This is a genomic window from Erythrobacter sp. LQ02-29, assembly GCF_022576075.2.
Classification (GTDB): domain Bacteria; phylum Pseudomonadota; class Alphaproteobacteria; order Sphingomonadales; family Sphingomonadaceae; genus Alteriqipengyuania.
Genome location: NZ_JANCNT010000001.1, coordinates 2,569,172 through 2,580,816, shown reverse-complemented (window position 1 = coordinate 2,580,816; position 11,645 = coordinate 2,569,172). Strand labels below are relative to the sequence as shown.

The window sequence follows — 11,645 nt, the reverse complement described above, 5'->3', positions numbered from 1 at the left end:
CCACCGGGGCCCCCATTCCATGAGCGAAGTCTCCCTCGACAACCATCGCACGTCCGAAGGTGGCGGCGGCGGCCATCATGGCAGCAATTCCAAGTGGAAACTGGCCGCAGGCGCGATCGGCGTCGTCTTCGGCGATATCGGCACCAGTCCGCTCTACGCTTTCCGCGAAACCTTTGTCGGTCCGCACCCGCTGGCGATCGACCGGCTGCACGTTTTCGGTGTCGTCAGCCTGATCTTCTGGTCGATGACGCTGGTCGTGGCTGTCCAGTACGTTTCCATCTTGATGCGCGCCGACAACAAGGGGCAGGGAGGCAGCCTCGCTCTCGTCGCGTTGATCAGCCGGACCATGGGGCGCAATCGCTATGGCTGGCTGGTGGTACTGCTCGGCGTGTTCGCGACCTCGTTGTTTTACGGCGACAGCATGATCACGCCCGCCATTTCTGTCCTGTCGGCGGTGGAGGGTCTGACCGTCGTCAATCCGGCTTTGAGCAATCTCGTCATTCCGATCTCGCTGGTCCTGCTGATCGGCCTGTTCATGCTGCAGAAGCGCGGCACGGCGGCGGTCGGCGCGCTCTTTGCGCCGGTGATGATCGTCTATTTCACCGTCATCGCGGTGCTCGGGGTGATTTCGCTGGTCCAGCATCCGGAAATCCTCCTCGCCCTCAATCCGATGTACGCGGTGCAGTTCTTTATCAGCGACGGTACGCTGGCGTTCCTGGCACTCGGTTCCGTCGTGCTGGCGGTGACCGGTTCGGAAGCGCTCTATTCCGACATGGGCCATTTCGGTCGCGGGCCGATGCGCCTGTCATGGTTCGGCTTTGTCATGCCGTGCTTGCTGCTGAACTATTTCGGTCAGGGTGCGATGATCGTGTCCTTGAGCGCGCCCGAAGCGGCCGAGGCGATCAAGGCACCATTCTTTACCCTGGCACCGGAGATGCTGCGCCTGCCGCTCGTCTTCCTCGCGACCGCGGCGACCTTCATCGCTAGTCAGGCGGTCATTTCCGGGGCGTTCTCCATCACCCAGCAGGCGATGCAGCTGGGCTTCATCCCGCGTTTGTCGATCCGCCACACGAGCGAGACCGAGGCGGGGCAGATTTACATCCCGAGCATCAACTGGGCGCTGATGATCGCGGTCATCATCCTGGTCCTGTATTTCCGCAATTCGTCGAACCTCGCCTCCGCCTACGGCATCGCCGTGACCGGGGCAGTGACCATCGATACCTTCCTGATGGCCGTGCTGCTGACCGGGGTGTGGAAGTGGAAGTGGTGGATCGCAGCACCCGTGGTGCTCGTCTTCCTGATCGTGGACGGTGCCTATTTCGCGGCCAACCTCACGAAGGTGCCCGATGGTGGCTGGTTCCCGCTGCTGATCGGTTTCATCACCTTCACCCTGCTCACCACCTGGGCGCGCGGGCGCACGCTGATGCGCAACCGGATGAGCGAGATCGCGCTGCCGATCGAGATTTTCGCGAAGTCCGCACATAACAGCGCCACCCGCGTGCCGGGCACCGCGATCTTCATGGCCGCGAACCCCAACGGCGTGCCCTCGGCGCTGCTGCACAATATCAAGCACAACAAGGTGCTTCACGAGCGGGTCGTGATCCTGACAGTGGAGATTGCCGACATACCGTATGTCGAGCCGGACCGCCGCTACGATTACAGCGAGCTGGGCGAAGGCTTCTATCGCCTCGTCCTGAATTACGGCTTCATGGAAGAAACCGACGTGCCGCTGGCCTTGTCGCAGATCGATCGCTGCGGCGGATCGTTCGACATGATGAAGACGAGCTTCTTCCTCAGCCGCCAGACGCTGCTCCCGGGGGACCAGCCGGGCATGCCGATCTGGCGCGAGAAGATTTTCGCCTGGATGTTGCGCAATGCGGCGACCGCGATGGAATTCTTCCGCCTGCCGACCAACCGGGTCGTCGAACTGGGCAGCCAGGTGCGTATCTAACTAAGCGTCAACCGCCGGTCGGCGGTTCTTCGCTGACCGCCTCGTCGGTCGCTTCGCTGCTCAACCCGTGGCGCAACAGCATGGGGATCTGCGCAAAGGTGAAGAGGAAGCTGAGCGGCAGGAACACCCAAAGTTTCGCCGCCAGCCAGCTGCCGAAATCGAGGTTCCAGCGCAGCGCCTCGTTCAGCGCCGCGAGGAACAGGAAGAACACGCCCCAGTTGCGGCTCAATTTCAGCCAGCCTTCGTTCGACAGTCCCTCGAAGGCAGCCTCCAGCAAAATCTTCAGGAGTGCGCGTCCGCGCCACCACCCGATCAGCAGGGCGACCCCGAAGATCGCGTAGATGATCGTGGGTTTGAGCTGCACGAAGACCGGATCGCCGAAGAAAACCGTCAGCGCGCCAAAGCCGACGATGAGCGCGGTGGAGAACCATAGCATGGGCGAGATGCGCCCGAGCCGCCATTTGGAAATGCCCAGCGCAACCACCGACGCCGCCATGAAGGCGAGGGTCCCTTTCACGACGGCCGCAATTTCCATCACCGAGGAATGGTCCGCCGGTGCGAACCAGCGATAGGTTAGGAAGAAAACCAATAGCGGCCCGTAATCGGTGACGACGCTGAGCCAACCGGAGCCCGGTTTCTTTTTGTTACTGGTGTCTTTCATCACGCAACCCCGGCGATCACGCGCGCGATCAGATCGGGGTCGAACGGTCGCAAGTCGTCGATCTTCTCGCCGACGCCGATCGCGTGAATGGGAAGGCCGTATTGCTCCGCCGCGGCGACCAGCACGCCGCCGCGCGCGGTACCGTCGAGCTTGGTCATGACAAGTCCGGTCACACCGGCGACTTCCTTGAACACATCGATCTGGCTCAGCGCGTTTTGGCCGTTGGTGGCATCGAGGACCAGCACTACGTCGTGGGGTGCCTCGGGGTTCAGGCGACCGAGCACGCGGCGAATCTTGGCCAGTTCGTCCATCAGCTCGCGCTTGTTTTGAAGCCGTCCGGCGGTATCGACCACCAGCGCGTCGATCCCCTGGTCGGTCGCTGCCTTAACCCCGTCGAACACGATGCTAGCCGGGTCGCCGCCTTCGGCACCGCGAATGATCGGTGCGCCGATCCGTTCGGCCCAAGTGGCGAGCTGACCGATGGCCGCAGCGCGGAACGTGTCGCCCGCGGCCAGCATGACGCCGTAATCGTCCTCCTGAAACCAGTGCGCCAGCTTGGCGATCGTGGTTGTCTTGCCCGATCCATTGACGCCGATGACCAGGATCACCTGGGGACGGGGGAATGCGGTGATCTCCAGCGGCTTCGCAACCGGCCGCAGGATCGCGGCGATCTCTTCTGCCACCGCTTCCTTGAGCTCGCGCTGGGTGATCTCCAGCCCGAAGCGCTTCTCGCGCAGCTTCTCCCGGATGCGGCCTGCGGCGGCAGGGCCGAGATCGGAGACGATCAGCGCGTCCTCGATCTCGTCCAGCGTCGCATCGTCCAGCCGCGTGGTGCCACCGCCGATACCGGTGAGGTTGTCGGACAGACGGTCGGAGGTCTTGCGGAACCCGCCGAACAGGCGGTCGCTCCAGCTCGGCTGGTTCACTGCAACATGCCTTTCGCGTGGGAGGTGGGAGTGATGGTGACGATGGTGCCGGGCACCGTGCCATGGGGCAGGGCGACCCGCGCGAAGTTTTCCGCATAGCCGCCGCCATCGCGCTCCGCCAGCACCCGCTGGGGCACGCCAATCTGCTCGCCCATCCAGCTATTGCGCGCATTCGCGATGGCGGCACGCAATTCCGCCGCGCGCGCCTTCACGATAGCGCGATCCACCTGCGGCATGCGCGCTGCCGGTGTTCGGGGACGGGCGGAATAGGGGAAGACATGCCCATGAACGATTTCTAGCTCGCGAATGATCGACAGATTCGCGTTGTGATGTTCGTCGCTTTCCGTCGGAAATCCTGCGATCAGGTCCGCCCCGATCGCGATATCGGGTCGGCCGGCTTTTAACCGCGCGACGAGTTCGATCGCATCGGCGCGACTATGGCGACGTTTCATCCGCTTCAGGATCAGGTCGTGCCCGTGCTGCAAGGACAGGTGGATATGCGGCATGAGGCGGGGCTCTTCGATCAATAACGCCAGCAGGCGCTCATCGATCTCGACACCATCGACCGAGGACAGGCGCAGGCGGGGTAGGTCCGGAACATCTTCCAGGACGGCGTCCACCAGCACTCCCAGCGAGGGCGCTCCTGGCAGGTCGTGTCCCCAACTGGTCAGGTCCACACCTGTCAGCACCAGCTCAGCCACTCCCTGGGCGACCAGCTCTTGTGCCTCGCAGACGACGTGCTCGATCGTCAGTGACCGGCTCCGCCCGCGCCCCAGCGGGATCACGCAGAACGTGCAGGAATGATCGCACCCATTCTGCACCGCGAGGAAGGCCCTCGTATGACCGAGGGCTTGGCGCTCCCTAACCGTTGCAGCCGGTACATTATAACGGCGCGCGTCGAGCTTATCGACATTCGGGACGATCCCATTGACTTCAGGCATGCCCGACAGCGCATCCCGCTCGATATCGGCGGCGCAGCCGGTCACCAGCAGCCGGGCCTCGGGCCGGGCGCGCCGCGCGCGACGAATGGCTTGCCGCGTTGCCCGCACAGCCTCGCTGGTGACGGCGCAACTGTTGACGACGACGAGGTCCCCGGCAGCGCCGACGATACCGGCGATCCGCTCGCTCTCGGCGATGTTCATGCGGCATCCCAGGGTCACGATTTCGGGGCGACTCATGCGAGCTCGCCCCATTCGAAATCACCGCGGAAGCTCTCGGTGGCGGGCCCGCTCATCGTAATGCGATCGTCGTCGTTCCAGACGATCGTGAGTGGGCCGCCCGGTAAAGTGACTTGCACCGTGCGCGCGACAAGCCCGCGCCGCATGGCAGACACCGCGGTTGCACATGCTCCGGTGCCGCAGGCCCGGGTAAGCCCGGCCCCACGCTCCCACACTCTCAGGCGGAGCTCGTTGGTTCCAGTGAGCTGCGCGACGTTGACGTTGATCCGCCTCGGGAACAGCGGATCGGTTTCGATCCGCGGGCCGAGTTCCTCCAGTAGCACGGCATTTGCGTCGTCGACGAAGAAGACGATGTGGGGATTGCCGACATTGGCAGCAGCGGGATTGTCGAGTTCGTCCCAAGCAACCGGCAGGGCGAGTGTATCCATCGCGTAGGCCAGGGGAATGTCATCCCAATCGAAGCGGGGCTTGCCCATGTCGACGCTCGCCCCGCCATCACCGGGTACGACCCGCACCACCCCCCCGGCGGTGGCGATCTCGGCGGGCTCGCCATGCAGCAATGCGACCGCTCGGCTGGCATTGCCGCATGCTTCCACTTCGGTTCCGTCCGCGTTGAAGATGCGCATGGCGAAATCGGCTGTCGCGTGGGGTTCGAGCAGGATGATCTGGTCGCAGCCGACGCCGCGATGCCGATCGGCGATCGCGCGAGCGCTTCCTTTGCCCAACACCGGCAGGTCGGTGGCGCGGGCATCCAGCACGACGAAGTCGTTGCCGAGGCCGTGCATCTTTACGAACGGGACGCGCATTGCGCCTGCGCATGTATGGGGCACCGCCCCCTGCGTAAAGGCCGGACGGCAAGCAGCCCTCAGGCCTGCTGGTGAACCCCCGCCTGTCGGCTCGCTGCGGGGGCTGCGATTTGGGTCTTGCTCGCGACAGCGCCTTTATCGCGCTTGCCCGCCGACGAAGTGAGCAGACCTGCGCTGGCCAACCGTTCGCGTACCGCATCGGCGGGCTCGGGGCGGCCGTAGAGATATCCCTGGCCTTTCATCCCACCCACGGTTTTCAACAGGTTAAGTATGCGGGCGTCCTCTATACCCTCGGCCGTTACGGGCATTTTCAAACCCTTGCCGAGCGTGACGATGGCCTGCACGATCTCGGAGTTTGCATCCAGCCTGCTGAGTTCCATCACGAAGCTGCGGTCGATCTTCAGCCGGTCGAAAGGCAGCGAGCGCAATTGCGCAAGGCTGGAATAGCCCGTTCCGAAGTCGTCGAGGCTGATCTGGATGCCCTGGTTCTGCAGGCTGGTGATCATGGACCGGACGACGCCGATATTCTCGTGCAAGCAGTTCTCGGTAATCTCGATCTCGAACCTTTCGCCCGGGAAACCCGTTTCCAGCAATAACTTCAGGATGCGGTGGGCGAACCATGGATCGCGCAGCTGGACAGGCGAGATGTTCACCGACAGCGTCAGCGACGCGTCCCACTCCAGCGCGTCGGCGAACGCCTCTCGCATAAGGCTCTCGGACAATTCGCCGATTAGGCCCATCTCCTCGGTGATCGGAATGAACACCTCCGGACTGATCGAGCCCAAGGTGGGCGAGGTCCAGCGTGCCAGCATTTCGAAACCGACCAGGCGGCCCGTTTCGAGATCGATCTGCTGTTCGTAATGCGGAGAGAATTCGCCGCGATTCAGCCCCAGCCTGATTCCTTCCTCCAGCTGGCTGCGTCGCCGGAATTCGCGTTCCATTTCCTCGGCAAACCATGAATGGCGATTTTTTCCTTCGGCCTTCGCATTGTACATCGCGATGTCGGCCTGCTTCATCAATTCCTCGGGCTGACAGTCCGCACTGCGTTTCGTTCGGTTCGGCAAGTAAACCGCGATACCGACCGACATCGTTATCGAGACCTCCGATCCGTCATATGTTTGCGGAGTGGAGACTTCGGCGATGATCCGTGACGCCAGCTGGTCTACGCGATCCGGCAGGCCGCGGTCGAACACGCTGACGACCGCGAATTCGTCGCCGCCCGGGCGTGCGATCGATCCGCCAGCGGGCAGCAGCGCCCGGATCCGGTCGGCCACCGATACCAGCACTTCGTCGCCGACCAGATGACCGTGCAGATCGTTGATGCGCTTGAAGTCGTCGAGATCGATCATGATCAGGGCGAGGCCGTGGCCCGCTGCCTCGGCGTCTGCAGCCGTTAGGCGGATCGCATCGATCACGCTGCCGCGATTGAGGCAGCCGGTGAGTGGATCGATCCGCGCGAGCGCAAGCGCCTCCTGTTCGGCGGCTCGTCGTTCGACAATCTCCTCGCTCAACTCGCGATGACGGCGCCAACCGAAGATGATGAGTGCGATGTTAAGGATCAGCGCGGAGGTGAGGCCGGCGTTGCTGGCGCTGGTGCTGTAACCGAGCCAGCCGCGCAAGATGCCAGGAAGGACGGCCCCTGCGGTTCCGACGAACAGGATGATCGCTGCAACGGCGATACCAAGCGTGACGAAGTCCCGGCGCTCGCTGTCGGCGGACGGCCTATCACAAGTTGGCTGGGTTTTTCTCATCGGCACGCTTTAACCGCGCAAGCGGCCCCCTCTGATCTTCCCCCGGGGCGCTGTGCACCTAATGCGTGAATATCGGGTAAAAACCGGAATTCGCCTTTGACCCTCGGCGGGTGTTCGGGGGACACGCAGCCTCGCTTTCTGCAATAACAGGAATCCGACCCATGGCGCGTTACTGGCTGATGAAATCCGAACCCGATGCTTATGGCTGGGACGATCTGGAGCGCGATGGTGAGGGCCTGTGGGACGGGGTGCGCAATCACCGCGCCAAGAACAATCTCGCCGCGATGGAGGTGGGCGACCAGGCGTTCTTCTATCATTCCAACATCGGGCGAGAGATCGTGGGGATCGTGGAGATCAGCGAGGCCGGTCTGACGGACCCGACGGATGGAGGCGGCAAGTGGGCCGCCGTGCGGGTGGTGCCCAAGACTAAGTTGCCGAACCCGGTCACGCTGAAGCAGATCAAGGCGGAACCCCGGCTGGCCGAATGCGAGCTGGTGAAGCTGTCGCGCCTCTCGGTCGCGGAGATCGGTAAGGAAGAGTGGTCACTGATCCTTTCGATGGCGGGCGTTTAGCGGCTCATCTATTGGGCGCAGTTATCGCTCGCCTCGACGCCGGTCCTGGGACCCCCTTCGCGATGTCATGCGTTTAATTGGTGTAAGAAGGCCGCGTGTGTCGCGGGCCGAACATCGAAGGATAAAACCATGGGTGAATTTACCGACAAAGTGAAGGGCAACGCCAACGAAGCCGCAGGCAAGCTGAAGCAGCAGTCCAACGATCCCGAGACCCGCGCCGAGGGCCAGGCTCAGGAAAGCAAGGGTAAGGGCCAACAGCTCAAGGGTGAAGTCAAAGGCAAGCTCGGCGACGACATCTGATTGCTGAAACGTCAGTCAGGGCCGTTCCTCCATCGGAGGAGCGGCCCTTTCTCTTGGGTCAGGCGTTCGCGCGCAGTTTAGATATCGTTGCTCCCGCGGCGCTCAGTTGCTCCGCGTCTATCCGGCAATGGATCAGGCGAAGACCCGAACGACCCCGCGCTTCCTCGATCGCCTCGAAGAACCCCTCGTCGGTGTCGACCGACCGGCTCCAACCACCGAAGGCGGTCGCGAGCGCGGCGAAATCAGGATTGACGAGTCCAGTGCCCGACACGCGTCCCGGAAACTCCCGCTCCTGATGCATGCGGATGGTACCGTAGGTCGCATTGTCGACCACGATAACCAACAGATCGAGATCGTATTGCGCGGCGGTAGCCAGTTCCTGGCCGTTCATGAGAAAATCGCCATCGCCCGCGACGGCCACCACGGTGCGTTCCGGAAAGCGCCGCGCCGCAGCGATCGCGGCGGGTACGCCATAGCCCATCGCACCGCAGGTGGGCGCAAGCTGGCTGCGAAAACCGCCATACCGCCAGTAACGATGCCACCAGCCCGCGTAGTTTCCCGCCCCGTTGCAGATGACGGTGTCGGACGGGAAAATGTCGCGCATGTGGGTGACGCAGCGGGCGAGATCGAGCTGCCAGTCGCCCAGCTGCGGCTCCGACCAGTCGCGCCATTCGCGATTGGCGTTCGCACCGGCGGAAAAGTCGATGACATCGCCTTCGTCCCATAGCGCTGCGCTTTCCGCGAATTCCGCCATGTCGGCGCAGATGGCGAGATCGGTGCGATAGACGCTGCCCAGTTCGTTCGGCTCGGGGTGGACATGGATCAGCTGCTGGTCGGGGTGATCGGGTGTCACGATCGAATATCCGTCGGTCGTGGCCTCACCCAGGCGCGCGCCGATTGCCAGGATCAGATCCGCCTCCTTCACGCGCGAGATCAGCGCCGGGTTGGGACCATAGCCCAGATTGCCGGCATAGACGCGACTGGTGGGGCTGATCGCGTCCTGTCGGCGGAAGGCGGTTGCGACCGGCAGGCCCAGCCGTTCCGCGAACATCTGGAAATAGTCGCGCGCTTTCGCGTTCCAGCCAGCACCCCCGATAATGGCGACGGGCGAGACCGCGTCGTCGAGCATCGCCATCATCGCCTGCATCGCATCGGGGCATGGGGCCTGCGCCGGGCGCTCGACACGAGGGCGCGGGCTCGCCTGCGTCGCGTCGAACAGCATGTCTTCGGGCAGCGCCAGCACCACCGGACCGGGGCGACCCGAAATCGCGGTGGCGTAGGCTCGCGCGATGAATTCGGGAATGCGGTCGGCATCCTCGATCCGGGCCGCCCACTTGGCGATCGGCGCGAAGAAGGCGGGGAAGTCGATTTCCTGAAACCCCTCACGCCCCCGCATGCCGCGCGCCACATCGCCGACGAACAGGATCATCGGCTGCGAATCCTGCTGCGCGACATGCACGCCGATGCTGGCATTGGTGGCGCCCGGGCCGCGCGTCACGAACGCGACGCCCGGCCGCCCGGTCATCGTGCCGTCGGCGCACGCCATGAACGCGACGCCGCCTTCCTGCCGACAGGTCACGAGATCGATCGCCGGCGTGTCGTGCAGCGCGTCGAGCACCGGGAGAAAGCTCTCGCCCGGGACGGTGAAGATACGGTCGCAGCCTTGCTCGAGCAGGCAATCGACCAGCAGGCGCGCGGCTTGGGGAGAGGGGGTGTCGGTCATGCGAAGCAGCTACCGTTTTGTCGGGGTGGAAACAATGGCGCTTCCTTTCATGCCCGCCGGTTCCGGCGCGATCCGCGAAATGATCCATTCGTCCCGCTGTCGGACAAACCGGCGGTCGCGGTGGCGAATGGTAAAGAAAGGGTTAAGGCCATCATCCATGAGACGCGCCCTTGTTCTGACCGACGAAACCGCTCGCCACCCCTTCCGCGCGAGCTTGCCCCCGCATATTCGCGCAGATGCCGAGCCGGAGCCGCCGCGCAGCCGCTGGGCACTGAACGCATCCGATGTGCGCGGTTTCGCCACCACCTATTTCGCGACGCTCGCGGCGATGCTGGCATTGATCTTCTAACCTAGTTCCGCCGCGCGTTCGGTCGCGAGCAGGCGCCGGGCGAGCCAGCACGAGATCAGGCACATCGCGGCGCTCAGCAGCAACTGATCGACGATCGCCACGCGCGCGGCGCTCAGCCCGGTGGCGAGCAGGGCCCCCGCCACCATCGCCCCCGAATTCACGATATTGTTGGCCGCGATCGTCCGGGCCGTCTGCGTCTTGGGCACGAAAGTCGTCAGGAAGGCGTAGAGCGGGACCACGAACATCCCCCCCGCGATGGCTATACCCAGCAGGCAGAGCAGGAGCGGAATCGCCATGGGAACGCCGATGAAGTGCGGCACGTCCATTAGTTCGCCCGCCGGAACCGGGGTCCACGCGCGGCAGACGAAGTAGAACGCCACCACGAACAGACCCATCACGACCACCGCTGCGGGCGAATAGCGCGCCGAAACCCGCCCCTTCAGCAACGCGTTGACCGCGACCGAACCGATCGCCACCCCGACGGAGAAGATGACGAGGAACAGGCTCGCGACCTCCTTGCTCGCGGTGAGCACGTTCTTGGCCAGCGGCGGGAACTGGATGATCAGCACCGCCCCGATGGTCCAGAAGAAGCTGATGGCGAGGATCGCGTAATAGACGCGCCGGTCGTGCATGGTGTTGCGCACTACGGTAACGGAGGAGCGCAGGATATTGAGGTCGATCGGCTCGACTTCCCCTTGTGCAGGTGCGGGCGGAACCTGGCGCGACACCAGATATCCCAGCACTGCCGTGCAGAATACCACCAGCGCGGCGATTTCGACGGGGATCCACCCGGCCAGGATCGTGCCCACCAGGATCGCCATATAGGTCCCGGCCTCGACCCAGCCGGTGCCCGCCAGCACCTCGTCCGATTCCAGATGCTGGGGCAGGATCGCGTATTTGATCGGGCCGAAGAAAGTCGAATGCACCCCCATGGCGAGCAGGGCGGCGAGCAGCAGCGGGATCGCCGCGTCCGCTATCAACGAATGGGGCGCGACGAAGCATTGGCCGACCGCCGCCGCGCATTCGACATCCTGCCACGCGATGACGAGGCCGAGCCCGCCGACGGTCATGATGCCGATTTCGCACGCTTTGATGATGCGGATGATCCGCGCCTTGTCGCGCATGTCGGCCAACTGCCCCGCGACGGCAGACAGGAGGAAGAACGGCAGGATGAACACGCCGGATGCGACGGCGCTGAACATCGCCTCCTTCGCTTCGGAGTTGTAGATCGAATAGACCACGAACAGCACCATCGCGGTCTTGAAAAGGTTGTCGTTGAAGGCGTTGAACAGCTGGGTCACGAACAGCGGCAGGAACCGCCGGCGGCGCAGGATATGCGTCGATGTGGTCATGTACTCTCCGGTCCGCGAGACATCGCGTTCGCGGCGTCTATGCCAGCGGCCGGAAAGGAAACAAAGGGCGAAGGCG

11 protein-coding genes are annotated in these 11,645 nt (G+C 63.8%); 4 read left to right on the top strand and 7 right to left on the bottom strand.

The window, feature by feature from the left end; translation table 11 throughout:
• The first annotated feature begins 19 nt into the window (after positions 1–19).
• Positions 20–1,951, top strand: a complete 1,932-nt coding sequence (locus tag MKP08_RS12595) for a potassium transporter Kup (protein WP_215227810.1) — start codon at positions 20–22, stop codon at positions 1,949–1,951.
• 7 nt (positions 1,952–1,958) lie between these two features.
• Here the strand turns inward: MKP08_RS12595 and MKP08_RS12590 are convergent, their stop codons facing one another.
• The 5 genes from MKP08_RS12590 to MKP08_RS12570 are packed head-to-tail and all read right to left on the bottom strand — an operon-like array spanning position 1,959 to position 7,273.
• Positions 1,959–2,612: an inner membrane-spanning protein YciB gene (locus MKP08_RS12590; RefSeq protein WP_241554123.1), complete on the bottom strand. Its 654-nt coding sequence runs from the start codon at positions 2,610–2,612 to the stop codon at positions 1,959–1,961.
• Positions 2,612–3,538 carry a signal recognition particle-docking protein FtsY gene (gene ftsY / locus MKP08_RS12585; protein ID WP_241554122.1) on the bottom strand — a complete coding sequence of 309 codons (927 nt, stop codon included), beginning with the start codon at positions 3,536–3,538 and terminating at the stop codon, positions 2,612–2,614. The genes MKP08_RS12590 and ftsY overlap by 1 nt, the downstream gene beginning before the upstream one ends.
• Positions 3,535–4,716, bottom strand: coding sequence for a MiaB/RimO family radical SAM methylthiotransferase (locus MKP08_RS12580; protein WP_241554121.1), 1,182 nt, complete (start codon positions 4,714–4,716; stop codon positions 3,535–3,537). Before MKP08_RS12580 ends, ftsY begins: the two co-directional genes overlap by 4 nt.
• Positions 4,713–5,522 (bottom strand): diaminopimelate epimerase, encoded by an 810-nt coding sequence (gene dapF / locus MKP08_RS12575; protein ID WP_241554120.1) that lies wholly within the window; start codon positions 5,520–5,522, stop codon positions 4,713–4,715. Before dapF ends, MKP08_RS12580 begins: the two co-directional genes overlap by 4 nt.
• A 59-nt stretch (positions 5,523–5,581) precedes the next feature.
• Positions 5,582–7,273: a bifunctional diguanylate cyclase/phosphodiesterase gene (locus MKP08_RS12570; RefSeq protein ID WP_241554119.1), complete on the bottom strand. Its 1,692-nt coding sequence runs from the start codon at positions 7,271–7,273 to the stop codon at positions 5,582–5,584.
• Between the two features lie 161 nt (positions 7,274–7,434).
• On the opposite strand from MKP08_RS12570, the gene MKP08_RS12565 reads away from it, so the two are divergent.
• Positions 7,435–7,845: an EVE domain-containing protein gene (locus MKP08_RS12565; RefSeq protein ID WP_241554118.1), complete on the top strand. Its 411-nt coding sequence runs from the start codon at positions 7,435–7,437 to the stop codon at positions 7,843–7,845.
• Positions 7,846–7,974: 129 nt separating this feature from the next.
• Complete coding sequence (locus MKP08_RS12560) at positions 7,975–8,145, top strand: CsbD family protein (protein ID WP_215227817.1); 171 nt, start codon at positions 7,975–7,977, stop codon at positions 8,143–8,145.
• Positions 8,146–8,203: 58 nt separating this feature from the next.
• Here the strand turns inward: MKP08_RS12560 and MKP08_RS12555 are convergent, their stop codons facing one another.
• The gene (locus MKP08_RS12555) at positions 8,204–9,868 is read right to left on the bottom strand and encodes a thiamine pyrophosphate-binding protein (protein ID WP_241554117.1); all 1,665 of its coding nucleotides are present in this window, start codon (positions 9,866–9,868) and stop codon (positions 8,204–8,206) included.
• A 157-nt stretch (positions 9,869–10,025) separates the two neighbouring features.
• Between MKP08_RS12555 and MKP08_RS12550 the strand changes: the two genes are divergently transcribed.
• Complete coding sequence (locus MKP08_RS12550) at positions 10,026–10,217, top strand: hypothetical protein (protein ID WP_241554116.1); 192 nt, start codon at positions 10,026–10,028, stop codon at positions 10,215–10,217.
• Here the strand turns inward: MKP08_RS12550 and MKP08_RS12545 are convergent.
• Entirely contained in the window at positions 10,214–11,569 is a 1,356-nt protein-coding gene (locus MKP08_RS12545; protein WP_241554115.1) for an MFS transporter, read from the bottom strand. The genes MKP08_RS12550 and MKP08_RS12545 overlap by 4 nt on opposite strands.
• Between the last annotated feature and the right edge of the window lie 76 nt (positions 11,570–11,645).

Bases quoted from the DNA above. Each gene is read 5' to 3' on its own strand.
- MKP08_RS12595 (WP_215227810.1), top strand. From the start codon at position 20: ATGAGCGAAGTCTCCCTCGACAACCATCGCACGTCCGAAGGTGGCGGC.
- MKP08_RS12590 (WP_241554123.1), bottom strand. From the start codon at position 2,612: ATGAAAGACACCAGTAACAAAAAGAAACCGGGCTCCGGTTGGCTCAGC.
- MKP08_RS12580 (WP_241554121.1), bottom strand. From the start codon at position 4,716: ATGAGTCGCCCCGAAATCGTGACCCTGGGATGCCGCATGAACATCGCC.
- dapF (WP_241554120.1), bottom strand. From the start codon at position 5,522: ATGCGCGTCCCGTTCGTAAAGATGCACGGCCTCGGCAACGACTTCGTC.
- MKP08_RS12570 (WP_241554119.1), bottom strand. From the start codon at position 7,273: ATGAGAAAAACCCAGCCAACTTGTGATAGGCCGTCCGCCGACAGCGAG.
- MKP08_RS12565 (WP_241554118.1), top strand. From the start codon at position 7,435: ATGGCGCGTTACTGGCTGATGAAATCCGAACCCGATGCTTATGGCTGG.
- MKP08_RS12560 (WP_215227817.1), top strand. From the start codon at position 7,975: ATGGGTGAATTTACCGACAAAGTGAAGGGCAACGCCAACGAAGCCGCA.
- MKP08_RS12555 (WP_241554117.1), bottom strand. From the start codon at position 9,868: ATGACCGACACCCCCTCTCCCCAAGCCGCGCGCCTGCTGGTCGATTGC.
- MKP08_RS12550 (WP_241554116.1), top strand. From the start codon at position 10,026: ATGAGACGCGCCCTTGTTCTGACCGACGAAACCGCTCGCCACCCCTTC.
- MKP08_RS12545 (WP_241554115.1), bottom strand. From the start codon at position 11,569: ATGACCACATCGACGCATATCCTGCGCCGCCGGCGGTTCCTGCCGCTG.